Consider the following 22629-nt stretch of genomic DNA (forward strand, 5'->3'; position numbering starts at 1 on the left):
ATCAACCCTTTCATTTATATTATATTTTTTATTTGTTTGCCTGTCCTCTCTTTTTATGTACAAATTAGAGAGGAGAGTAAAGTAAAGAGAATCCTATGAATCTATTATAGTTTTTTAAGGGCAGATAAACAATCATCTTATTACTTTTTGTGGCTGATGCTTTTCCTGTTTAAGTCTTAAGGGCTGATGATTCGGAAGAAATATGAGATCCTATAAATATAGAAGAGAAAGCGCTCGTCAGAGGCCTTTAAAATGCCCATACCGGGCCTGTATCAATGTGGTGCGGGGAAATGCCATGGTCCGCACTTCATGCATCAGAAGGGGCATATAAGACGTTTCATGCCGGAAGGATTTATAACATATAAATGCGTGAAACAAGAGATAAGAGAGCAGCTTTCGGTGCAAATTACAAACGCCATATTTGATAGTAAGATCGGTTGATAATAAATGAATTGCATGAAAAATAAGCGGGTCAAGGAAAATAGGGAAAGACTGGGTTCTCATGAGGTTCTATGTGGGGCAGGACGTAGGATTCCTTCAATATATAGCTTGCGGGTAAAAAAAGGAGCCGGGAAAGAGTTACTTTCCCGGCTTGCCTGATTTGTTCATGAGACACCGGGGACTCGAACCCCGGACAACTTGATTAAAAGTCAAGTGCTCTACCACCTGAGCTAGTATCCCATACTGGGCTAGTTGGATTCGAACCAACGAGTGCAGGAGTCAAAGTCCTGTGCCTTACCGCTTGGCGATAGCCCAATAACAAGTGGTGATAAAAAAAAATTCCCTAAAAGGGAAAGGTGAGTACAGGGATTCGAACCCTGGGCCTCCAGAGCCACAATCTGGCGCGATAACCAACTTCGCCATACCCACCATAATTTTTCACACCTTGGTCAGAGATGTGAAACGAGCCTGAAGGGATTCGAACCCCCGACCCACGGCTTAGAAGGCCGTTGCTCTATCCAACTGAGCTACAGACTCAAAAGCGGGTGATGGGAATCGAACCCACGTATCCAGCTTGGAAGGCTGGTGTTCTACCATTGAACTACACCCGCAAAAGGCAAGAGAAGCTAAAACTGCCATTAACGGCTTTTCTCTTAAATCGGGGTGACAGGATTTGAACCTGCGACCCCCTGGTCCCAAACCAGGTACTCTAGCCAAACTGAGCCACACCCCGATTGTGAAAGCATTTTCCATCTTTCCCTTGGTTGCTTTTCCGCAACGCAAGAGTTATTATATATGATGGATATGTTTTTGTCAACAATATTTTAGAAAAATTTTCAAATTCATTTTTAAGCCTGTATGTACGTTTTTTCTGTGGAAAAATGTCCCTGAAATGGGAGGAACCGGCAGGTACATATCATGTTCCTGCCGGTTGAGTATGAAAAATAAAAAGTCAATGTTAAAAGGGTGGGGTTCCTTTTCAATAATAAGTATACGCGGAAAATATGACGGAAGTTTGACTAAGCCATAAACATTTCATAAAAAAACTAAAAGAATTATGAGGAATGTTTGAAAAAACAGATAGTTTGCTTCCTGCACCCCTGTCCTGGAATAATAAATAAGGAAAGAGTCGTTTCTTTGGCTTCCTTATGATATAATAAACGCAAGCGTCTATTGTCGTACAAGCCATAAGAGAAAGAAGGGATTTGGAATGAAGTACTGGGAAGTTTATGAAAGCAAAATAGGGCCTCTTACCATTACATGTGATGATGAAGCGGTTCTAAGCATAGATTTTGGAAGGTCAGAGCCTGAGAATGCCATAAAGGAGCGGACAGAGCTGATCGGGAGAGCAGAAGACCAATTGGAAGAATATCTGGCTGGGACGAGAACCGTGTTTGATCTTCCATTAAAGCCGGCGGGAACGGAATTTCAGAAAAGGGTTTGGAATGCCCTGTTACTGATTCCCTATGGAGAGACGAAAAGCTATAAAGATATTGCGGTCATGGTTGATAATCCCAAAGGCTGCCGGGCGGTGGGCATGGCAAATAACCGCAATCCCATACCAATTATCATTCCCTGCCACCGGGTGATCGGGGCCAATGGGAGCCTGATAGGATACGGCGGAGGCCTGGATATAAAAGTAAAATTGCTGGAGCTGGAGCGCGCGGAAGCTCTTCTGTAAAATTATTAAGAATTTTTGGTGATTCTTTCAGTTCCTTTAATCCCCTATACATTTGATGCAGATAATGTTATAATCCTCATCGTCACCAGGAATGAAATTCATGATGAGGAGTGATTAAAATGAGAAAAAACAAGATGCTGGCAATAATTGCTATCGCCATGGCAGTCATGATGGCGGCTACGGCCTGTGGATCAAAAGATAATTCCAAATCCTCGCAGGATGTTTCTACAGAGGCCGGTACCGCGGAAACGACAAAAGGAACGGCAGATGAAACAAAAAGCTCAGAGGATGCTGCGGGAAGTGAAGAGGATTCCGAGAATGAGGCTGATGCTGGGACGGAAGCCGCTCAGAAGGCCGCTTCTGATGCAGGAAGCCTGTCTTCCGGTGTTTTTACTTCCAAATCCGGAAAATATCAGATCACGCCGCCGCAAGGCTGGACCATTGAAGATGATGGAGATGAGAGCGCAGTTGCATTCACCTCTCCCAACGGCAGCGATATGCTGGAAGTTACTTATGCAGAAGGAGAAGATGCAGACGGAGCGAGAGAAATCTATCCGGATACCATGGAAGAGTACAAGGAATTAATCAGCCGTGGCGAGGATATGGAATTTGTCCGTTATAATGTAGAAAACGGCAGTGACGGAAGCCAGACCTTCCGTTATGCGATCCGGTATAAGGATCCTCAGGATGGAGTCCGTTATTATGCGATCTCCGGTTCCTATGACGCTGCTGCGAAAAAGTATATCAGCGCAGCAGGAACAGTGGAATCACCGGATACCGCGGTAGAAGGTCAGATCGAGGCAGCTCTGGATACATTGAAGCTGAAATAAGACAGGAAATTAAGATGTATAATAGAAAACAGGGGCTAAAGCGGGAATTCCTGCTTTAGCCCCTGTTTTTACAATGTCATGAGTGTTCCGCCAAGGAGTGCAACATCCTCCTCCTGGTGGGTGCTTATGATGACCAGCTTGTCACGGGTCTTTTCCTTGATGTACCGGATCACGGATAATTTTGTGTTTTCATCAAGTCCGGTAAAAGGTTCGTCCATTATAATCATGTCACAAGGAACCGATAATGCCCTTACAATGGCGACCCGGCGTTTCATTCCGCCGCTTAGTGTGGATACGGGACGGGATAAGGCTTCCTCAGGAAGAAGCCGTGAAAGCTCCTCCCTGGCCTGTTTCCTGCTTCGGGAAGTACGGCCTGGGATCACCATGACGATGTTGTCAACCGGGGTAAATGGTTCACACAGGCGGTTTTCCTGGAACACGGCGGAAGACCTTATGCCATGAAGACCTTCCATGGAACCGGAGTCGGCCTGCTCAAGGCCCAGAAGGATCCGGAGGAATGTGGTTTTTCCGGATCCGGATGGCCCCATAAGACAGTAAATACGGCCGGAGTGAAGGGAGAGATTTACCTGGGTGAAAATGTTAAGGGTACCAAATGATTTACTCAGATGATTCACCTTTACTTCCATGGGCCGAGCCTCCTTTTTTTATGAAACTTTCTGCCGGCCTCTGCCAGGCTTAACAGCCATAAAAAGAATTTTTCAAAAATGGCGCTGATTGCGATGATGACCAGAGTCCAGGCAAAAAGATCTGCGGTGCTTAAATAAATTTTGGCCATATAGAGCTTTTCACCGATGGAATAGCTGGGAACACCGATCACCTCTGCGGCAACGCCGGATTTCCAGCCCATACCTAAGGCAACCCTGCAGCCGCTTATGAGGTATGGGAGAAGGGCAGGTCGATAGATATAAAAGAGCTTCTTTCCTCCCTGCATATGGAAAACCCGGGCCATTTCCAGAAGCTTTGGGTCCGTACTCATAAAGCCTGCCATGGTATTTATGTAGATGATGGGGAATACCACGAGAAAGGCGATAAAAACGGACAGATTTTCAGAGCCTACCCAGATCAGGGCCAGAATGACAAAGGAAGCTACCGGAACCGACTTGATCAGGGACATGAGCGGTTCCAGAAAGTCTTTTATAAGAGGAAAACGGCAGGCAGCGCCCCCTGTTAAGATTCCTGTCCCAAAAGCCAGGAGAAATCCAAAGCTTATCTTTCCAAAAGAGAGGGCAATGGTTTTCCAGAAACCGGGCATGGCTGCCTGGATCCATAAAGACCGGATCACCTCCAAAGGGCCAACCAGTATAATGCTGTTATGCACGGCCAGGCTTGCCGCCTGCCATGCCAGAAGCCAGAAAAGGATGATTCCGGCCTTTTTAAGCGATCGGGCTGTTGGTTTCATTGTGTCAATCTCCTTACCGGGTTTTCCGCAAATTATGGCATGTAGTAGAAATCATCGGCCGGCAGCGTACCGCCTACGGAAGTCGGCTCCATATCGAAAAGAACCTTTAAGTATCCGCTTAAGAGGGATTTCATCTGGTTTCCGTCCACATAGGTGATGCTGCAGTATGGGATGGCCTTTTCTGCAACAGGGGCTTTTTCAATGATTCCGGCGGCTGCCACTAAAGCAGCGGTCTCTGCTACATTGGCATTGGCAAACTCAGCGGATTCCTTATGCTCTGTCATAAAAGTATCAATGGCATCCTTATGGTCTTTTAGGGTCTCATTCCGGCAGATGGTAACTCCGGTTACCAGGCTGCCTCCGTCTTCGCCGGCAGTGGCATCCCATTCCTTTGTTAAGTCAAGAACCATTTTAAGGGAGTCATTCTGAGCCATGGCGGCTGTTACAAATGGCTGGGGAAGAAGGCCTACTGCGTCAGACTTTTCCTTCAGGACGGAAGCCACCTCAGCAGGTTCAGATTTATATTCCAGGGTCACATCGTCCGTGGTTAAGCCGCTGGCCTTAAGCACATGCTGAAGGACATAGTCCGGTGTGGTTCCCTTGCCGGTTAAGTAGACGGTTTTTCCCTTTAAGTCTGCTGCCGTCTTAATGGAATCATCGGCAGATATTCCATAGAGAACGCCCAGGGTGTTGATATCAATGACGCTCACCCCATGATTGCTCTTATTGTAAATAATGGAGGCCATGTTGGCGGGAACAAGTGCAACATCAAGCTCTCCGCTTACGATTTTTCCAAGGAGTTCATCGGCAGCGGTTACCATGGTGAATTCATAGGAGCCTTTTGCGCTGCCCTTTTCAGACTGGTCCGCCAGCCTTACAAGTCCCATGGAGGTAGGCCCTTTTAAGGAGCCGATTTTTAAGGTATAGGTATCGCCGGTGCTTTGAGTTTCCGGCGTTTCCTTTGCTGCCTCAGTGGTGGATTCCTTTTCGGAGGCAGAGGTCGCCTGGGTGCTTTCCGGACTGCTCTTTGCACAGCCGGAGAGAAGGGCAGCTGTCATGGCAAACGCCATCAATACTGATACTGCTTTTTTCATAATGATCCTCGCTTTCTGTCCGTACCTGTCATGGCTTTTTTACCGTCAAAAAAACCCATACCAACAGGCATGGGATTTCCGATTTACGTATTCTCCTCGCCTTCTCCGTCAGGGTTCCTTCCGGGTTAGTACGAACACCTTCAGTATACCATTATTCCCCTATCTTTGTCAAAATATAGATACAGATAAATCTGAAAATGTGATATACTGTATGTACTTATGTCGGCCAAGTCTGACAGGAATGTGAAGCATCCTACGGGCATATCTGTATGTCCAAAAAGCGTGGACGGTAAAATGAAAGGAGAAAAAGGCGTATGAATGAAGTATATGCAAAGCTTGAAAATTGTTTGAAGAGTGTGCGGGAGAAGACGGATTTTGTCCCGGAAGTGGCTTTGATCCTAGGGTCCGGCCTTGGGGAATATGCGGAGGAAATAAAGGTGGAGACCTCCATTGAGTATAAAGATATCGAAGGATTCCCCATATCAACGGTTGCAGGCCATAAAGGAAGATTTGTATTCGGGTATGTAAATGAGGTTCCGGTGGTTATTATGCAGGGACGGGTTCATTTTTATGAGGGATATCCAATGACGGATGTGGTGCTTCCGGCCAGGCTTATGGGCCTTTTAGGAGCAAAGGTGCTGTTTCTGACCAATGCCTGCGGCGGCGTCAACAAGGAGTTTCAGGCGGGAGATTTCATGCTTATAAGGGATCACATTGCCAGCTTTGTTCCGTCTCCGTTAATCGGTGAAAATTTAGAGGACTTAGGTCCAAGATTTCCGGATATGAGCGATGTGTACAGCAAAAAGCTGCAGCAGGTCATCAAAGAGGCTGCAAAGGAAGAAGGGATCGGCTTAAGAGAGGGTGTTTACATGCAGCTTACCGGCCCTGCATACGAGTCTCCGGCAGAGGTACAGATGTGCCGCATTCTGGGGGCAGATGCGGTGGGAATGAGTACAGCCTGTGAGGCGCTGGCAGCAAACCACATGGGGATGAAGGTTTGCGGCATTTCCTGTATCACCAATATGGCCTGCGGCATTACGGACCAGCCTTTAAGCCATGGAGAGGTGCAGGAGACGGCAGACCGGGTGGCACCTTTGTTTAAAAAGCTGATTACGGCTTCCATTACAAAGATCGCAGGCAAATAAAAGGAGGAGAAATTTTCTTATGGATCGGATGTTAGCAGAACGGATTCTGGCTGCATCAGGGGCGAAAAAAGCGTCCATGGTGTTAAAACATGCCAAGGTGGTCAATGTTTTTACGGCAGAACTGGAAGATGGAGATATTGCTGTTGAGGATGGTTACATTGTGGGAGTGGGGGACTATGAGGGACAGACGGAGATCGAGCTGGGGGGAGCGGTGGTTTGTCCTGGGCTGATTGACGGACATATTCATCTGGAAAGCTCCATGGTAGCACCAGGAGAATTTGAGCGCTCTGTGGTGCCTCATGGGACCCAGGCGGTCATTACGGATCCTCACGAGATCGCCAATGTGGCGGGAGCGGAAGGTATCCGTTTTATGATGGAGCGGACCAGGGGGCTTACCCTTGACGTGTATTTCATGCTTCCCTCCTGCGTACCGGCCACGGGACTTGATGAATCAGGGGCAGTGCTGTCTGCGGAAGCACTTTCCCCTCTCTATGAGGAAGAACGGGTGCTTGGCCTTGCCGAGCTTATGAACTCTTATGGAACTGTAAGGGCGGACCGGGGGATCCTTGATAAGGTGGAAGAGGCCAGGAACAGGAATCTGCTGATCGACGGCCACGCCCCGGGGCTTTCCGGCAGGGAGCTGAATGCTTATGTGACCGCGGGGGTGCAGTCGGATCATGAATGCTCTGATGCAGGAGAGGCAGTGGAAAAGCTTAAGAGAGGTCAGTGGGTCATGATACGGGAAGGAACGGCAGCCAGGAACTTAAGAGCTCTGATGCCCCTGTTCCAGGAGCCGTATTATCACCGCTGCATGCTGGTCACCGACGATAAGCATCCAGGTGATTTGATCCGGCTGGGGCATTTGGACTATATCATAAGAGAGGCCATAAGTCTGGGAGCGGATCCGGTTCATGCTGTCATGATGGCCTCCTTCCATCCCGCCAGTTATTTCGGACTTCGTGAGGTGGGAGCCATTGCGCCGGGATACAAGGCGAATTTCATCGTTGTTTCCGATCTGAAGGACTTTAAAGTAAAGCAGGTATATAAAAACGGAAAGCTGGTGGCAGAAAACGGCGTAATGAAAGAGGGAATCCTTGCGGCGGAACAACGGAGCGTGGAGACCCCTGCCCGGGTGGGAGATTCCTTCCATTTAAACGAGATCCGTCCGGAAGACTTCCGAATGGAAAAAAAGGGCAGCACCATCCGGGTACTTTGCCTTACGCCGGGAGAGCTGACCACCAAAGAGCTTCTGGCTCCATGGACGGAAAACCAGGGAGTTGCCCCAGGTGTAAACATAGAGCAGGATATCGTGAAAATGGCGGTACTGGAACGGCATCACAACACCGGCCACATGGGGCTTGGCTTCTTAGGCGGATACGGCTTAAAACGGGGGGCAGTTGCTACCAGTATTGCTCATGATTCCCATAATCTTATTGTGGCGGGCGCCTGTGACCAGGATATGGCCCTTGCTGCCAATACGGTGAGAAAGAACCGGGGCGGCTTAGCGGTGGTGGCTGACGGGAAAATTTTGGGAGAACTGCCTCTTCCCATTGCAGGCCTTATGAGTGAAGAACCGGCGGAATGGGTGGATGAAAAGCTGGAGGAGCTGAAAGCCCAGACACGAGACCTTGGAATCGGAGACAGCATTGATCCCTTTATGACTCTTGCCTTTGCCAGCCTTCCGGTGATTCCAAAGCTGCGGTTAAATACATATGGCCTCATTGATGTAGAGAAGCAGGAGATCGTGGAGACAATTATTTCCTGTACCTGAAAAAGTACAGGAAATCAGTAAAAAAATATTGATAAAAATATATCAATATGCGATAATGTTTCAAAAGGGCAATCAAAAGCAAGGTAGGAAATTTGGAGGGAGAATATTCATGAGAGTAACGATATGTATAGGGAGCGCATGCCATCTAAAAGGTTCCAGAGAAATCATAGCCCAGCTGCAGACCCTTGTGAAGGAAAAACATCTGGAAGATCAGGTGGATTTAAACGGTTCCTTTTGCTGCGGCGACTGTGTAAATGGCGTCTGTGTAACCGTGGAAGGTCAATTATACTCCTTAAAACCGGAAGAAACAAAGGAGTTTTTTGACAAAGAGATCATGGGGAGGCTGTAATCATGGGAATCATTGATTTCAAGGCTACAAAATGCAAGCACTGCTATAAATGTATCCGTAACTGTGAAGTCAAGGCTGTCATGATTAAGGATGAGCGTGCTGAGATCATGCCCGATAAGTGCATTTTATGCGGAAAATGCATGCAGGTCTGTCCCCAGTCGGCAAAAACTCTCATAAGTGATTTGGAACTGGTAAAGAGCTATATTGACGCAGGGATCCCCACAGTCATTTCCCTTGCCCCGTCTTATATGGGCTTGTTAAGCTACCAGTCCATCGGCCAGGTAAACGGGGCCCTTAGGAAGCTGGGTTTTGCCGACGTAAGGGAGACCTCTGAGGGAGCGGCCGTTGTGACCGCGGAATATGCAAGGCTTTTAAAGGAGGGGGAGATGGAGAACATCATCACCACCTGCTGTCCCAGCGTCAACGATCTGATCGAGATTTATTATCCCCAGCTGATTCCTCATATGGCTCCTGTGGTATCTCCTATGATTGCCCATGGAAAGATGATAAAAGAAGAAATGGGGCCTGAAGTAAAAGTGGTTTTCCTTGGGCCCTGTATTGCAAAGAAAAAGGAAGCAACGGACCCACGCCATGATGGCTATATTGATGCTGTCCTGAATTTCAATGATATTAACAGATGGCTCTCTGAAGAGGAGATCACCATTGAAGACTGCGAGGATATCCCCTTCACCAACAGGAATCCAAGGGTCAACCGCCTTTATCCGGTCACCAACGGAGTGGTGAATTCTGTTCTGGCCACGGAAGAGGAACGGGATGGATACCGGAAGTTTTATGTCCATGGCTGCCTTAACTGCATGGATCTGTGCGAAAGCATGGTGCGGGGAGGGATTAAGGGCTGCTTTATTGAGATGAATATGTGTTCCGGAGGCTGTATCAAAGGGCCTACGGTTGATGATGAAAGCGTCTCCAGATTTAAGATCAAGCTTGATATGGAGGAAACCATTGCAAAGGAACCTGTGCCATGGGAAGAACTGGACCCTGTTATGGAGCGCATTTCCTTTGGAAAGCGGTTCTTAGACCGGTCACCCAGGGAGGTCCTGCCAACGGAAGCCCAGATCCAGCAGATACTGAAGATGACCGGAAAGATCAGGCCTGAGGATGAGTTAAACTGCGGCGCCTGCGGCTATTCTACATGCAGGGAAAAGGCTATAGCGGTTTTCCAGAAAAAGGCAGAGCTTAACATGTGCATTCCCTTTATGCATGAAAAGGCGGAATCCTTATCCAACCTGGTCATGGAGACCTCTCCGAATATTGTTTTAATTGTTGATAAAGATATGAAAATTTTAGAGTATTCTGCAGTAGGAGAACGGTATTTCGGAAAAACCAGACAGGAAGCCTTGACCATGTATTTATATGAACTCATTGATCCTTCTGATTTCCAGTGGGTTTATCAAACCCATCAGAAGATCCATGGAAAAAAGGTGACTTATGGAGAATACCGTATTTCCACTCTCCAGAATATTTTATACATTGAAAAGGAAGATGTGGTATTGGCCACCTTCATAGACATCACCAAAGAGGAAGAACAGGCAAGACAGGAGTACGAAAAGAAGCTGGAAACCATTGATCTGGCTCAGAAGGTCATTCACAAGCAGATGATGGTAGCCCAGGAAATTGCAGGTCTTTTAGGGGAAACAACTGCGGAGACCAAGACCACGCTGACAAAGCTTTGTAAGTCCTTATTGGATGAGGGAAGTGAAAGTGAGGTCAAGTGATGGGAGTTACCGTAGATGTTGCATATAAAAGCCTGAATAAATTCAGAGAAGTGCTGTGCGGGGATAAGGTGGAGGTTTTACAGACCGAGGATTCCAACATCATGATCCTGGCTGACGGCATGGGCAGCGGGGTAAAGGCCAACATTCTGGCAACCATGACTTCCAAGATTCTTGGGACCATGTTTTTAAACGGCGCGACCCTGGAAGAGTGTGTGGAAACCATTGTAGAGACTCTTCCGGTGTGTCAGGTGCGTCAGGTGGCCTATTCCACCTTCAGCATCCTCCAGGTTTTTCATGACGGAGAAGCCTATCTGGTGGAATTTGATAATCCCGGCTGTATTTTCATCCGGGACGGAAACTTAGTTTCTATTCCAAAAAACACCCGGGTGATCCGGAATAAAAGCATCAATGAATACCGTTTCAGGGTGAAAAAGGGGGATGCACTGATCCTTATGAGCGATGGGACCATCCATGCGGGGGTGGGCCAGCTTTTAAACTTTGGCTGGCTGTGGGATGACATTGCTTCCTATGCGGTGAAGCAGTACCGTCTGACCATATCCGCGGCGCGCCTTGCTGCTGTTTTAAGCCGTGCCTGTGATGAGCTGTATCAGTATCAGCCCGGTGATGATACCACGGTTGCCGTTATGAGGATCATTGACAGGAAGACGGTGCATTTGATGACAGGTCCTCCCAGGAAGCCGGAGGATGACAGCTGTATGGTGGAGGATTTCCTGTCAGGAGACGATACCGTCAAAAAGATCGTCTGCGGGGGAACCAGTGCCAATATTGTTTCCAGAGTGACCGAAAAAAAGCTGTCTGTCTCTCTGAATTATAATGACCCGGATATTCCGCCTATCGCCTATATCGACGGAATTGAACTGGTTACGGAAGGTGTTTTGACCTTAAACAAGGTCTTGAAGCTTTTAAGACGTTATGTGAAGAATGAATCCGTTACAGAGGAATTTTTCCTGGAGCTGGATAAGCCTAACGGCGCTTCCATGGTGGCGAAGATGATCATTGAGGATTGTACGGAGCTTAACTTGTACGTGGGAAAAGCCATTAACAGCGCTTATCAGAACCCTGGCCTGCCCTTTGATTTAGGGATCCGCCAGAATCTTGTGGAGCAATTAAAACACGTAGTGGAAGAAATGGGGAAAAGGGTTACGGTAACCTATTATTAAATCAGGGCAGATATTCACACGGCCATTGAGCGTGGAAGTTACAAGGAGGAAAAATATGGCAACAAATGATGCAACATTACTTCGCATAAAGCATCAGGTATTAAATGAAGTGGCAGAGCTTGCATGGGAAGGAAAACTGGAGGAAAAAAGGAATGAGATCCCTTATAAGATCATTCCAGGCCCCAAAGCCCAGTTTCGCTGCTGCATCTACAGGGAACGGGAGATCATCAGAGAGAGAATCCGTCTGGCGGAAGGCCTCTGTCCCAGCGGAAAGGACACGAAAAATGTGGTTCAGGTCATCAGCTCGGCCTGCGAGGACTGTCCCATTACCCGGTATGTGGTAACCGATAACTGTCAGCTGTGCATGGGCAAGGCGTGCCAGGGTTCCTGCAATTTTAATGCCATCAGCATGGGACGTGACCGTGCCTACATTGATCCGGATAAGTGCAAGGAATGCGGAAAGTGTTCTCAGGCCTGTCCTTATAACGCCATTGCCGATTTGACCCGTCCCTGCAAGAAAAGCTGCCCGGTGGATGCCATCACAATGGATGAAAACGGCATTGTGGTCATTGACGAGAGCAAATGCATCCAGTGCGGAGCCTGCATTCACGGCTGTCCCTTTGGTGCCATTGATTCCAAGACCTTTTTGGTGGATGTCATTAACCTGATTAATGCAGGGAAACCGGTGGTAGCCATGGTCGCTCCTGCAACAGAAGGCCAATACGGTCCGGATATCACCATGGCAAGCTGGAGAACGGCTTTAAAGAAGGTGGGCTTCCAGGATATGATCGAGGTTTCCTTAGGCGGAGATCTGACCGCTGCCGCAGAAGCGGAGGAGTGGGCGATCGCCCATAAGGAAGGCAAAAAGATGACGACCTCCTGCTGTCCGGCATTTGTGAACATGATCAAGCAGCATTATCCCATGCTTCTTGAGAACATGTCCACCACCGTATCCCCCATGTGTGCCGTATCCAGAATGGTAAAGGAAAAGTACCCTGAGGTGATCACCGTATTCATTGGGCCGTGCATTGCCAAGAAGAGTGAGACCCTGGATTTGAATATTATAGACAATGCAGATTATGCCCTGACTCTGGGAGAAGTCCATGCAATGATGGAAGCAAAGGGTGTAAAGCTTGAGCCGGAGGAGAACACTTACCAGGCGGGGTCGGTCTTTGGAAAGCGTTTTGGAAACGGAGGCGGTGTGACAGCGGCTGTTTTGGAATGCTTAAAGGAATCGGGAGAAAGTACGGACATTGAAGTACTAAAATGCAATGGGGCGGCTGAATGCAAGAAGGCCCTTATGCTGCTTAAAGTGGGCCGGCTTCCTGGAGATTTCATTGAGGGTATGGCTTGTGTAGGAGGCTGTGTAGGCGGTCCGAGCAGGTATAAGAGTGAGAACGAGGCAAAAAGAGCCCGTGACTTACTCATTGGCCAGGCAGACAAAAGGGAGGTTCATGAGAACTTAAAGAGCCAGGGACTGCAGATGGTTCCCATGCACAGGCATTGATTGTCAAATGAGAAAAAGAAGGGTAGCTGTGTTCGTTGAACAGCTGCTCTTCTTTTTTTGCCATAAAACAGTACATTGCGTAATTCTGCAAATGAGAAACGAAAAAAAGTCCAATAATACGGGGTATAAGCGGATAGGCATAGAGTGAAAAGAAAAAAATACCATAATTATTATGCTTGAAATGGTAATTGAAGTGCAATATGCACAATGCTATAATTTGAATGTAAAACTTACGGTAAGTTTTTAGGAAGGATTATCATGAAAGATAAAAGATTTAATACGCTGTTGCAGCTTTTAAATTCCGAAGATTACCATACGGCTGAGTGGCTGTCTGGTCATTTGAAGGTGAGTGTGAAGACAGTAAGAAACCTGGTAAAAAAACTGGGGGAAAAGATTTTGACTGAAGGCGCCCATTTAGAGTCAAAATCCAGACTTGGTTATCGTCTTGTGATTGATGATCCGGAAGCATTTCAAAGCTTTGTAAACAACGGGGGAAATTCCGATTATGAGGAAATTCCCAATTCTTCAAAAGAGAGGATCGGTTTTTTACTGAAATATCTGTTAGGAAGAAAAGATTTTATAAAACTGGATGAATTAAGTGATAAACTGTTCATTTCAAAAAAGACGCTGAGTCATGATTTAAAGGAGGTTGAAACAATACTTCAGGAATACGATCTGCTGTTGATGAGGAAACCATATTATGGGATCAAAATCCAGGGAGAAGAGCTTGAACTGCGAAGATGCATTGTCCACCATGGAAATGAGAATCTGATACCGGTGAAGACCCTGGGGACAATTGCGGACTGTGTTTCGGACTGCCTGAGAAGAAATCATTATATCATATCAGATGTGGCATTTGAAAATCTTGTACTGCATTTGTACATTGCTGTCATGAGGATCAGAGAGGAACATGAAATATCATTGAAACAGGAAGATTTAGAGGAGCTTATTAAACGGCAGGAATACCGGATTGCAGTTGAGATTGTACAGGAAATGAAGAAATTGTTCAGCGTGGATTTTCCGGATTCGGAAATCGGTTATGTGACCATTCATCTGGCTGGAAAGATGAACTATGGTGAGTCCGGCCGGCAAAATGACAATCTGGTGATCAGCCGGCAGATCAGCAACGTTGTAACAGAAATGCTGCAAGTGGTTTACGATGCTTTCCGGTATGATTTCAGAGGCGATCTGGAACTGAGGATGTCACTCAGTCAGCATATCGTGCCGCTGGAAGTCAGAATGAAGTACAATTTAAATTTGAATAACCCGCTGCTTCAGGAAATCAAGGAACATTTTTCCCTTCCCTATGCGATGGCATCGCAGGCATCCGGGGTATTGAAGAAAGTGTATCACAGGAAATTAAGCGAAGACGAGATCGCCTATATCGCGCTGCCGTTTGCATTGGCCTTAGAGCGGCAGAAAACAACAGCTGCTAAAAAAAATATTTTGCTGGTCTGCTCTTCCGGCAAGGGCAGCGCCCAGCTGTTGGTCTATAAGTATCAGAAAGAATTCGGAATGTATTTAAACAGGATTGAGACATGCAGTGTATCCACAATTGATCTGGTGGATTTTTCTGATATTGACTATGTGTTTGCGACAGTTCCCATTTCCGTTAAAATACCTGTTCCTATACAGAATGTACAGTTTTTCTTAGAAAGTAAGGATATACAAAATGTCAGAAAAGTATTGTCGGGAAATATGAAAAGTTCCATGGAGAAGTATTACAGAAAGGATATTTTTCTGCCTCATGTTTCCATGAAAAGCAAAGAAGAGATTCTCCGGTTTTTGTGTAATTATCTGGTGCAGCATTTGGGGGTGCCGGATACTCTTTATGATTCCGTGATGAAACGGGAAGAGTTTGCCCAGACGGAATTTGGCAATCTGGTGGCAATGCCCCATCCGTACCAGGTCATGAGTAAAGAAACCTATGTATGCGTTGCAGTTCTGGATGAACCGGTACGTTGGACGGAACGGGATGTCTCGGTGGTATTCCTGGTACTGATAGAGGACAGAAAAGAAAAAGATTTACAAAAGTTTTATCAGATCACTTCTAATTTTTTGTTGGATGAACAGCGTATACAGGATCTGATCAGAAGAAGGGATTATGATCAGTTCATCCGGGAATTGGGCAGAGTGGAGCAGGAGCTGGAAGAAATTTAGTAAAGGACTGGAGAATAAAAGGTGGAAGAAAAAGATTATGGTGTCGCATTTCAACTGATTATGAATGCAGGAGATTCAAAGTCTGCTTCAATGATGGCAATCGAAGCAGCCAGAAAATTTGATTTTGTGACAGCACAACAGTATTTAAAAGAAGCAGAAGCACAGATGAGACTTGCCCATCAGTGCCAGATCGATATGATCCAGCAGGAAGCGGCAGGCAGACCGGTAGAGGTCAACATTATATTGGTGCATGCCCAGGATCATTTAACAATGGCAATGATGGCAAAAGAAAGGGCTGAAGAGCTGATTCATGTATACCACATGATAAAAGATTGTAAGGGGAGTAACATTGATTGAGAAACAGGAGGAGAGAAAATGAATCGTTTAATGAGTTTCTTGGAAAACAGAGTAATGCCGGTTGCGTCAAGGATAGCTGCAATGCGCTATATCCGTGCGTTAAGAGATGGTCTGGCCGTGACAATGCCGCTTGTAATTGTAGGGTCAATTTTTATGCTGCTGGCAAATGTTCCAATTGAGGGGTATGGGGACTTTATGAACGGGATATTCGGAGACGGCTTTGTGGCAAAGCTCAATTATCCATGCAGAGCGACCTTTGATATCCTGACTTTAGTTGCCGTGGGTTCCATCGCATATCAGATAGCCAAGCAAAGAGAAGTGGATGGATTGTCTTCCCTGATCGTGGCTATTGCGGCATTTTTGTCATTAGTACCAGTTTTTAACATCTCAGATGCAGTTATGGGAGAGACCACACTGAATCTGGGACGGGTCATCCAGACCAATACGTATTTGTCAGCAGGCGGCCTGGTAGTGGGCATTCTGGTTGCAATCTTCAGCGCAGAGGTATATGCATTTGTTGTAAAAAAGAACTGGGTGATCAAGATGCCCGACAGCGTACCTCCTGCAGTTGCAAAATCATTTGCAGCAATTACCCCCGCAATGATCATACTGACTATCTGCTGGCTGGTAAGGATGCTGTTTGAGGGCACAGGTTTTGAGACGATTTTCGGATTTATTAACCAGTTTATTGCCACGCCATTATCAAAGGTAGGTCTGTCATACGGCGGCATGCTGGCAACCGTGGGAGCAATTCATTTATTCTGGTCTACCGGTATTCACGGAAGCCGTGTTGTATTTGGTGTAATGGATTCTATTTTGCTTCCCGCCATGGAAGCCAACAGAGCGGCGTTTGAGGTGGGAGGAGAGCTTCCCAATATCATTACAAAACAGTTCTATGACTGCTTTACCAATGCTGGAGGCCTTGCAACCATGGGGCTTGTAATTCTGATGGTATTTACAGCAAAGTCAAAGCAGATCAAATCATTGGGCAAGCTGGCTATCGGACCGATTGTGTTTAATATTGCGGAGCCGGTATTGTTCGGCCTTCCGATTATCATGAACCCGATCATGGTCATTCCGTTTATCATCGCACCTTTGCTTGTAGGAACCACCACATATTTTGCAATGGCTCTTGGTTTGTGTACTTATCCGGTCGGCGTGGCCGTGCCCTGGACAGTGCCTGTGTTTTTATCAGGATTTCTGGCAACGGGAGGAGACTTCAGAGCGGTGATTGTGCAGCTTGTTAATTTGATTATCACAATTGTTGTATACTATCCGTTTTTGAAGATCTGGGACAGAAAAAAGGTGGAAGAAGAAATGCAGGAAGCGGAAGTGTCTTTGGATGATCTCCAGGCATTGGCGGACTCCATGAAATAAGAGAACAGAAAGACAATAGCGGACATGAGGTGGAAAATGATACAGGATAAATACAGAATACCGGATAATTTCATATTGGGCGCGGCTTCCTCCGCATGGCAGACAGAAGGCTGGTATGGGAAAAAAGAGGGGCATGATACGTTTGTGGATCTCTGGTATAAGTCTGCCCCAGAACTGTGGCACAATCAGATTGGGCCTAAGGCCGCAACTGATTTTTATCATCATTTTAAAGAAGATATTGACCTGATGGTGAAAAGCGGGGTGAAAGCATACCGGACTTCCATAGACTGGTCCAGATTTATCTATAATTTGGAAACCGGAGAGATTGATCCGGAAGGTGCAGCGTTTTATGATGAAGTGATTGATTATATGCTGGAAAAAGGGGTTACCCCGATGATATGTCTGGAACATTTTGATTTCCCCGGGGAACTGTATGAAACGTACGGAGGCTGGGGCAGCAAGCATGTGGTTGATTTATATGTGAAATATGCAGCTGCGGTTTTTAAACGGTACGGTAAAAAGGTGAAGCAGTTTTTTACCTTTAATGAGCCTATTGTTGTACAGACCCGTACGATTCTGGATGGACTTCGGTTTCCGTTCAAACAGGATACCCCGCTGGCGATGCAGTGGAATTATAATAAAATCCTTGCAACAGCAAGAGCCGTGGAAGCATATAAGAGTTTGAAGCTGGATGGGAAGATCGGGGTGGTGATCAATATTGAATATGCCTATCCCAGGTCGGATGCGCCTCATGACCAAAAAGCGGCGCAGATGTATGATTTGTTTTATAACCGGATGTTTCTTGATCCGGCTGTTAAGGGAGAGATCCCCAAAGAATTGACTGAGATCTTAACAGAACATCACTGTATGTTTGACAGCACTGGCCAGGAGCTGGAAGTCATAAAGAATAATACCTGTGATAATATCGGCCTGAATCTGTATTTTCCCATGAGAGTAAAAGCCAGGAACAGTGCATGGAATCCGGACGTACCGTTTCATCCGAGTTATTTTTTTGATCTTCATGAACTGCCGGGGCGAAGAATGAATCCCCATCGCGGCTGGGAGATATATCCGAAGATCATGTATGATATGGCTATTCGCATGAAGGAAGAATATGGGAACATTGAGTGGCTGATTTCCGAAAGCGGAATGGGAGTGGAAGGAGAAAAACAGTATAAAGACCGAAACGGAATGATCGTGGACGATTATCGGATTGATTATATCAGCGAACACATGGCATGGCTTTTAAAGGCGGTGGAAGAAGGAAGCAATTGTACCGGATATATGCTGTGGGCTTTTACCGATTGTGTTTCTCCTTTAAATTCCTTTAAAAATCGTTATGGATTTATAGAGATCGATCTGGAAGATAATTTTGCAAGACATATGAAAAAATCTGCTCATTGGTTTCACGAAATCGGAGAGAAGAAAGAGTTTGAATTTCGCAGGTTAGAGCCTGAGTACAGGTAGCTGAAACCGGAGGGGCCGAGGGTTCTTTCCGGGACAGATAAGCTGCAGAGGCGGCAGAATGAGAGGTGTTGTATGAATATTTTATTAATTTGTTCGGCGGGAATGTCTACCAGTTTGCTGGTCACAAAAATGCAGAAGGTGGCAAAGGAATTGAACTTTGATTGTAAGATCTGGGCGGTTTCCACCGATGTTGCGGATGAGAACATGCAGAAAGCAGATGTGGTGCTGTTAGGGCCCCAGATCAAATTCATGGCGGATGCTTTGAAGGCGAAAGGAGTCAGACTCCGGATACCTGTGGATGTGATAGAGTCATCGGATTACGGAACCTGCAATGGAAAAAATGTGCTGAAACAGGCATTGACATTAAAGAAGAGGAATCAATAACTATGCAGATTTTAAAACCCATCCCCATGGCAACTATTTGGGGAGGAACCAGGCTGATTCCCTATGCTAAAGGCTATAAAGGAGAAAACATAGGGCAGCTTTATACCGTAAAATGCAACAAGGACTGCAGCAACCAGATCGTTGGCGGAAGTTATGCCGGAAAAACATTCTATAAATATTACCAGGATGCGAGACAGCGGTTTGATATGAGCTTTGAGGAATATCCCCTTCTGATTGCCCTCGTGGATGCAAAAGAGGACTTAAGTGTTCAGGTTCATCCAAATGACAGCTGTGCGGCAAAACTGGAACAGCAGCCTTTTGGAAAAACCGAATCCTGGTATTTTCTGGAGGCGCCGGACCGGGGGACAATTGTAAATGGCTGTCTGTGCTATGGCAGAGATGAGCTGGTGGAAAGAGCTTGCTCCAATGATTTTGAACATATCATAGACTATCTGGAGGTGAAAAAGGGCGACTATGTCTTTGTGGAGGCAGGAACGCTGCACGCCTTAGGCGGAGGTTCCATGGTTTATGAGGTACAGGAAAACAGTGACCTGACGTATCGGTTTTATGATTATGGCAGAAAGGATTCCCAGGGAAATTCCAGACCTCTTCATATTGAAAAGGCTCTGGAGGCAGTTGATGTGAGTTTAAAGTCAGCGGTATTATCCGGGGAAGCCGGCCATCAGGAGAAGAAATACTGGAGCGGTTATTTGAAAGGCAGAAGCTGCCGCAATGTGTCTGACCGGCTTGAAATGGTTACGGTTATCGGAGGGGAGAGTCCGGTTAGCGGAGTGATGGTACATAAGGGAATGACGATTGTGCTTGAACCGGGAGAAAGAGTGGAGTTTTCCGGTGAAATTGAGGCGATTGTGGCAAGATCTTTAGTAAAATGAGGAGTATCTTATGTTTAACAAAGAATTTTTGTGGGGCAGTTCGACGAACGCCCAGCAGTTTGAGGGAGGGTATGACAAAGGCAGTAAAGGCCTTTCGATTGCAGATGTCCGGGTGATTCCAAATGCGGCAGCAGAGGCAAACTTTGATGATTTCAAACAGGCGAGCAATCATTATGAACATTATAAAGAAGACATTGCCTATTATCATCAGATGGGATTTCAGATTTACCGGCTGACCATGGCCTGGACCAGGATTTATCCCAACGGAGACGATGGGGAGCCCAATCAGGAAGGGATCGATTTTTACAGCAATGTTATCGATGAACTGTTAAAGTATAACATACAGCCGGTAGTAACCCTTTATGCTTACGACTTACCATATCATCTGGTTGAAAAATACAACGGTTTTTTGTCCAGAGATTGCATTGATGAATTTTTGAAATATGTCAGGACCGTGGTGACTGCCTTTAAAGGGCGTGTAAAATACTGGGTGCCGTTTAATGAACAGAATCTGCTGATGTTTGATACCCTTTATATGACCGGATACAAGTGCAGGGACAGACAGGAATCCTTTACGGTAGAACACCATATGAACCTTGCATACGCGCGGTGTACAAAGCTGATCCATGAAATTGATCACCAGGCAAAGACAGGCGGCAATATAGGCAATATCTGCCCGTATCCGGCGACCTGCAGGGCAGAAGATGTGGAGGCCTGTGAAGAGTATAAGTATCTGGTGGGGTACAATTATGGGGATGTATATGTCAGAAAAATGTATTCCGGCTTTTATTTAAAATCTCTTGAAAAGCTCAATCTGGATCAGATAATCCTGCCCGGCGATTTGGATATCATTGCACAGGCGGAGCCGGACTTTCTGTCCCTGACCTATTATCACAGCAGCATTGTAAAGGATGAAGGAAAAGAGAAGCTGTTATCAGCCTCCAACCGGAAGGCGGTGAATCCATATCTTAAGCAGACAGAGTGGAAGTGGAACATCGATCCTTATGGATTCAAGCATTTTGTAAAAGATTATTATCACAGGTATCAAATCCCTATTTTGATTCTGGAAAACGGTTATGGGTACCGGGATGTGCCGGATGAAGACGGGAACATTGATGATGGATACCGGATTGAATTTCTCCGTGACCATATTTTAAGAATGAAAGAAATGGTGGAGGAAGGCGTGGATATAATCGGATATCTGACCTGGTCGGCCATTGATTTGTACTCTACACGTGAAGGATTTAACAAACGGTATGGGTTTGTTTATGTAGATAAAAATGATGACTTTAAAAGAATACCGAAAAAGAGCTTCTACTGGTATAAAAAGGTGATTGAAACAAATGGAGAAGAATTATAGCAAAACAGAAGAACCGGGGGAGTAAGGATCATGAAAATCGGAGTAACAGGCAGTCTGTATCTTGCTTTGATGATAAGCACAGTATTCCCCCTTCTGATTATGCTGCATATGGGAGCAAGGAAGAAGCTTCAGTTTAAACTGCTTGCGTGTGGAGCCGGAATTTATCTGGTGGTGCAGGCAGGAGCAGTGCCGTTCCTTTTAAATGGATTGAAACGATATTCATTTATGAATGGAAGTTTGCCTGCCATGGTTATAACGGCGACCCTTTCCACAGCCTTGGATATTTTGTCCCTTGTATTGCTGTTTCGTTATCTCCTAAAAGATAACCGCTCTTACAAGGCCGCCATTTCCATCGGTTTTGGAAGGGGGCTCCTGGAGTCCGTATGTTTGGCAGGTATTCCGTTTATTGCTGATCTTTCCATCTTAATGGCTGCTGAAAATGGAACCATGAGCCAGATGAGCACTGCGGGTCAGGAATCAGTGCAGGCGGCAGCAGCTTTCCTGCAGGGGATCAGCGGAAGGGAATTTCTTCTGTCAGCAGTTTATGAAGTAAGCAGTATGGTGATGGTTTCTGCGTTGATCTGCCTGATGCTCATTTATTTTAAAAGCTGGAATATGAGGAAATTTATGGGGACAACGGCTGCAATGACCGGCATCAGGCTGACGGGCGTTTTATTGGGAAAGCAATCCTTCTGGCTGCTGCTCTGTTACAGTCTTACAGTTCTGATTACTAGCTTTTTGATTTTGTATAAGATCAGAAGGCAGGTGGTTTGCTTCAGTAAAAACAGAAAGAAAGAGGTTGTTAATGAATGAAAAGATTTTATGTCCATCCATGATGTGTGCAAATTATGGAAATCTGGAGCAGGAAATCAAGAGCCTGGAAGAGGCAGGGGCGGATATCTTTCATTTGGATCTGATGGATGGAGAATTTGTACCTAATTTTGGCATGGGACTTCAGGACATTGAATACATTGCACGAACAGCCGGCCGGCCGGCAGATATTCATTTGATGATAGAAAATCCGGGGGACTATATAGAAAAGTTTGTTCAGATGGGAGTGGAGATTATTTATGTCCATCCGGAATCTGATGTACATATTGCCAGGACCCTGCAGAAGATCATAGATGCCGGAGCAAAACCGGGAATAGCGATCAATCCGGGGACGTCCGTTGAGACCGTAAGTCCCTTACTGGAATTGGTGGATTATGTGATGGTTATGACTGTGAATCCCGGTTTTGCAGGGCAAAAATATATTGGATTTGTAGATCGGAAAATTCAGAAGCTGGTATCCATAAAAGGGGAGTATCATTTTAAGCTCATGGTGGATGGAGCCTGTTCTCCTGAAAAGATACAGGAGCTGTACCAGGCCGGAGTGGATGGGTTTATACTTGGAACATCAGCCCTGTTTGGCAAGGGCCGCAGCTATAAAGAAATTATGGCGGAGCTCAGGGCATTGCATTGATACGGCAGCTGAGG

20 protein-coding genes and 6 tRNA genes are annotated in these 22629 nt (G+C 46.1%); 17 read left to right on the forward strand and 9 right to left on the reverse strand.

The window, feature by feature from the left end:
* Positions 1-608: 608 nt before the first annotated feature.
* The 6 genes from K401_RS0114865 to K401_RS0114890 all read right to left on the reverse strand — a co-directional run bounded on the left by K401_RS0114865 (position 609) and on the right by K401_RS0114890 (position 1174).
* Positions 609-681 (reverse strand) — tRNA-Lys (locus K401_RS0114865).
* A 3-nt stretch (positions 682-684) separates the two neighbouring features.
* Positions 685-756: transfer RNA gene (locus tag K401_RS0114870), tRNA-Gln, on the reverse strand.
* A gap of 39 nt (positions 757-795) precedes the next feature.
* A tRNA-His gene (locus tag K401_RS0114875) sits at positions 796-871 on the reverse strand.
* Between the two features lie 33 nt (positions 872-904).
* A tRNA-Arg gene (locus tag K401_RS0114880) sits at positions 905-978 on the reverse strand.
* Between the two features lie 3 nt (positions 979-981).
* A tRNA-Gly gene (locus tag K401_RS0114885) sits at positions 982-1052 on the reverse strand.
* A 47-nt stretch (positions 1053-1099) separates the two neighbouring features.
* Positions 1100-1174 (reverse strand) — tRNA-Pro (locus tag K401_RS0114890).
* A 477-nt stretch (positions 1175-1651) separates the two neighbouring features.
* Between K401_RS0114890 and K401_RS0114895 the strand changes: the two genes are divergently transcribed.
* Positions 1652-2122: a methylated-DNA--[protein]-cysteine S-methyltransferase gene (locus tag K401_RS0114895; RefSeq protein ID WP_024293686.1), complete on the forward strand. Its 471-nt coding sequence runs from the start codon at positions 1652-1654 to the stop codon at positions 2120-2122.
* Positions 2123-2241: 119 nt separating this feature from the next.
* Positions 2242-2952 (forward strand): hypothetical protein, encoded by a 711-nt coding sequence (locus K401_RS0114900; RefSeq protein ID WP_024293687.1) that lies wholly within the window; start codon positions 2242-2244, stop codon positions 2950-2952.
* Between the two features lie 68 nt (positions 2953-3020).
* Here the strand turns inward: K401_RS0114900 and K401_RS0114905 are convergent, their stop codons facing one another.
* Genes K401_RS0114905 through K401_RS0114915 form a run of 3 tightly spaced genes read right to left on the reverse strand, consistent with a single transcriptional unit; the run spans position 3021 to position 5466 of the window.
* Entirely contained in the window at positions 3021-3599 is a 579-nt protein-coding gene (locus K401_RS0114905; protein ID WP_024293688.1) for an ATP-binding cassette domain-containing protein, read from the reverse strand.
* Positions 3590-4372 carry an ABC transporter permease gene (locus K401_RS0114910; protein WP_024293689.1) on the reverse strand — a complete coding sequence of 261 codons (783 nt, stop codon included), beginning with the start codon at positions 4370-4372 and terminating at the stop codon, positions 3590-3592. Before K401_RS0114910 ends, K401_RS0114905 begins: the two co-directional genes overlap by 10 nt.
* A 32-nt stretch (positions 4373-4404) precedes the next feature.
* A complete protein-coding gene (locus K401_RS0114915; RefSeq protein ID WP_024293690.1) occupies positions 4405-5466 on the reverse strand; it encodes an ABC transporter substrate-binding protein in 1062 nt (353 codons plus the stop codon).
* A 314-nt stretch (positions 5467-5780) separates the two neighbouring features.
* Here K401_RS0114915 and K401_RS0114920 point away from each other — a divergent pair, with 314 nt between their 5' ends.
* From K401_RS0114920 to rpe, 15 genes are all read left to right on the forward strand, one after another.
* A complete protein-coding gene (locus K401_RS0114920) occupies positions 5781-6611 on the forward strand; it encodes a purine-nucleoside phosphorylase (protein ID WP_024293691.1) in 831 nt (276 codons plus the stop codon).
* A 19-nt stretch (positions 6612-6630) separates the two neighbouring features.
* Positions 6631-8382: an adenine deaminase gene (ade, locus tag K401_RS0114925; RefSeq protein WP_024293692.1), complete on the forward strand. Its 1752-nt coding sequence runs from the start codon at positions 6631-6633 to the stop codon at positions 8380-8382.
* Positions 8383-8491: 109 nt separating this feature from the next.
* The gene (locus tag K401_RS0114930; RefSeq protein ID WP_024293693.1) at positions 8492-8731 is read left to right on the forward strand and encodes a (2Fe-2S) ferredoxin domain-containing protein; all 240 of its coding nucleotides are present in this window, start codon (positions 8492-8494) and stop codon (positions 8729-8731) included.
* A 2-nt stretch (positions 8732-8733) separates the two neighbouring features.
* Entirely contained in the window at positions 8734-10467 is a 1734-nt protein-coding gene (locus K401_RS0114935; RefSeq protein WP_024293694.1) for a [Fe-Fe] hydrogenase large subunit C-terminal domain-containing protein, read from the forward strand.
* Positions 10467-11648, forward strand: coding sequence for a SpoIIE family protein phosphatase (locus K401_RS0114940; RefSeq protein WP_024293695.1), 1182 nt, complete (start codon positions 10467-10469; stop codon positions 11646-11648). Before K401_RS0114935 ends, K401_RS0114940 begins: the two co-directional genes overlap by 1 nt.
* 55 nt (positions 11649-11703) lie before the next feature.
* Positions 11704-13155, forward strand: a complete 1452-nt coding sequence (locus tag K401_RS0114945) for a 4Fe-4S dicluster domain-containing protein (RefSeq protein ID WP_024293696.1) — start codon at positions 11704-11706, stop codon at positions 13153-13155.
* Positions 13156-13413: 258 nt separating this feature from the next.
* Positions 13414-15315: a BglG family transcription antiterminator gene (locus K401_RS0114950; RefSeq protein ID WP_024293697.1), complete on the forward strand. Its 1902-nt coding sequence runs from the start codon at positions 13414-13416 to the stop codon at positions 15313-15315.
* 21 nt (positions 15316-15336) lie between these two features.
* Positions 15337-15672 carry a PTS sugar transporter subunit IIA gene (locus K401_RS0114955; RefSeq protein ID WP_024293698.1) on the forward strand — a complete coding sequence of 112 codons (336 nt, stop codon included), beginning with the start codon at positions 15337-15339 and terminating at the stop codon, positions 15670-15672.
* Between the two features lie 18 nt (positions 15673-15690).
* Positions 15691-17049 carry a PTS cellobiose transporter subunit IIC gene (gene celB / locus K401_RS0114960; protein ID WP_024293699.1) on the forward strand — a complete coding sequence of 453 codons (1359 nt, stop codon included), beginning with the start codon at positions 15691-15693 and terminating at the stop codon, positions 17047-17049.
* Between the two features lie 36 nt (positions 17050-17085).
* Positions 17086-18516 (forward strand): glycoside hydrolase family 1 protein, encoded by a 1431-nt coding sequence (locus K401_RS0114965; protein WP_024293700.1) that lies wholly within the window; start codon positions 17086-17088, stop codon positions 18514-18516.
* Between the two features lie 72 nt (positions 18517-18588).
* Positions 18589-18900, forward strand: coding sequence for a PTS sugar transporter subunit IIB (locus tag K401_RS0114970; protein ID WP_024293701.1), 312 nt, complete (start codon positions 18589-18591; stop codon positions 18898-18900).
* 2 nt (positions 18901-18902) lie between these two features.
* Positions 18903-19793, forward strand: a complete 891-nt coding sequence (locus tag K401_RS0114975; protein ID WP_024293702.1) for a type I phosphomannose isomerase catalytic subunit — start codon at positions 18903-18905, stop codon at positions 19791-19793.
* Between the two features lie 10 nt (positions 19794-19803).
* Positions 19804-21153, forward strand: a complete 1350-nt coding sequence (locus tag K401_RS0114980; protein ID WP_024293703.1) for a glycoside hydrolase family 1 protein — start codon at positions 19804-19806, stop codon at positions 21151-21153.
* 30 nt (positions 21154-21183) lie between these two features.
* Entirely contained in the window at positions 21184-21966 is a 783-nt protein-coding gene (locus K401_RS0114985) for a YhfC family glutamic-type intramembrane protease (protein ID WP_024293704.1), read from the forward strand.
* Entirely contained in the window at positions 21959-22615 is a 657-nt protein-coding gene (rpe, locus tag K401_RS0114990) for a ribulose-phosphate 3-epimerase (protein ID WP_024293705.1), read from the forward strand. The genes K401_RS0114985 and rpe overlap by 8 nt, the downstream gene beginning before the upstream one ends.
* Positions 22616-22629 lie beyond the last annotated feature (14 nt).

The sequence above is a fragment of the Lacrimispora indolis DSM 755 genome (assembly GCF_000526995.1).
Taxonomy (GTDB): domain Bacteria; phylum Bacillota; class Clostridia; order Lachnospirales; family Lachnospiraceae; genus Lacrimispora; species Lacrimispora indolis.

What these genes read in the sequence shown, in the direction of transcription:
- K401_RS0114895 (WP_024293686.1), top strand. Translation starts at nt 1,652, where the DNA reads ATGAAGTACTGGGAAGTTTATGAAAGCAAAATAGGGCCTCTTACCATT.
- K401_RS0114900 (WP_024293687.1), top strand. Translation starts at nt 2,242, where the DNA reads ATGAGAAAAAACAAGATGCTGGCAATAATTGCTATCGCCATGGCAGTC.
- K401_RS0114905 (WP_024293688.1), bottom strand. Translation starts at nt 3,599, where the DNA reads ATGGAAGTAAAGGTGAATCATCTGAGTAAATCATTTGGTACCCTTAAC.
- K401_RS0114910 (WP_024293689.1), bottom strand. Translation starts at nt 4,372, where the DNA reads ATGAAACCAACAGCCCGATCGCTTAAAAAGGCCGGAATCATCCTTTTC.
- K401_RS0114915 (WP_024293690.1), bottom strand. Translation starts at nt 5,466, where the DNA reads ATGAAAAAAGCAGTATCAGTATTGATGGCGTTTGCCATGACAGCTGCC.
- K401_RS0114920 (WP_024293691.1), top strand. Translation starts at nt 5,781, where the DNA reads ATGAATGAAGTATATGCAAAGCTTGAAAATTGTTTGAAGAGTGTGCGG.
- ade (WP_024293692.1), top strand. Translation starts at nt 6,631, where the DNA reads ATGGATCGGATGTTAGCAGAACGGATTCTGGCTGCATCAGGGGCGAAA.
- K401_RS0114930 (WP_024293693.1), top strand. Translation starts at nt 8,492, where the DNA reads ATGAGAGTAACGATATGTATAGGGAGCGCATGCCATCTAAAAGGTTCC.
- K401_RS0114935 (WP_024293694.1), top strand. Translation starts at nt 8,734, where the DNA reads ATGGGAATCATTGATTTCAAGGCTACAAAATGCAAGCACTGCTATAAA.
- K401_RS0114940 (WP_024293695.1), top strand. Translation starts at nt 10,467, where the DNA reads ATGGGAGTTACCGTAGATGTTGCATATAAAAGCCTGAATAAATTCAGA.
- K401_RS0114945 (WP_024293696.1), top strand. Translation starts at nt 11,704, where the DNA reads ATGGCAACAAATGATGCAACATTACTTCGCATAAAGCATCAGGTATTA.
- K401_RS0114950 (WP_024293697.1), top strand. Translation starts at nt 13,414, where the DNA reads ATGAAAGATAAAAGATTTAATACGCTGTTGCAGCTTTTAAATTCCGAA.
- celB (WP_024293699.1), top strand. Translation starts at nt 15,691, where the DNA reads ATGAATCGTTTAATGAGTTTCTTGGAAAACAGAGTAATGCCGGTTGCG.
- K401_RS0114965 (WP_024293700.1), top strand. Translation starts at nt 17,086, where the DNA reads ATGATACAGGATAAATACAGAATACCGGATAATTTCATATTGGGCGCG.
- K401_RS0114970 (WP_024293701.1), top strand. Translation starts at nt 18,589, where the DNA reads ATGAATATTTTATTAATTTGTTCGGCGGGAATGTCTACCAGTTTGCTG.
- K401_RS0114975 (WP_024293702.1), top strand. Translation starts at nt 18,903, where the DNA reads ATGCAGATTTTAAAACCCATCCCCATGGCAACTATTTGGGGAGGAACC.
- K401_RS0114980 (WP_024293703.1), top strand. Translation starts at nt 19,804, where the DNA reads ATGTTTAACAAAGAATTTTTGTGGGGCAGTTCGACGAACGCCCAGCAG.
- K401_RS0114985 (WP_024293704.1), top strand. Translation starts at nt 21,184, where the DNA reads ATGAAAATCGGAGTAACAGGCAGTCTGTATCTTGCTTTGATGATAAGC.
- rpe (WP_024293705.1), top strand. Translation starts at nt 21,959, where the DNA reads ATGAATGAAAAGATTTTATGTCCATCCATGATGTGTGCAAATTATGGA.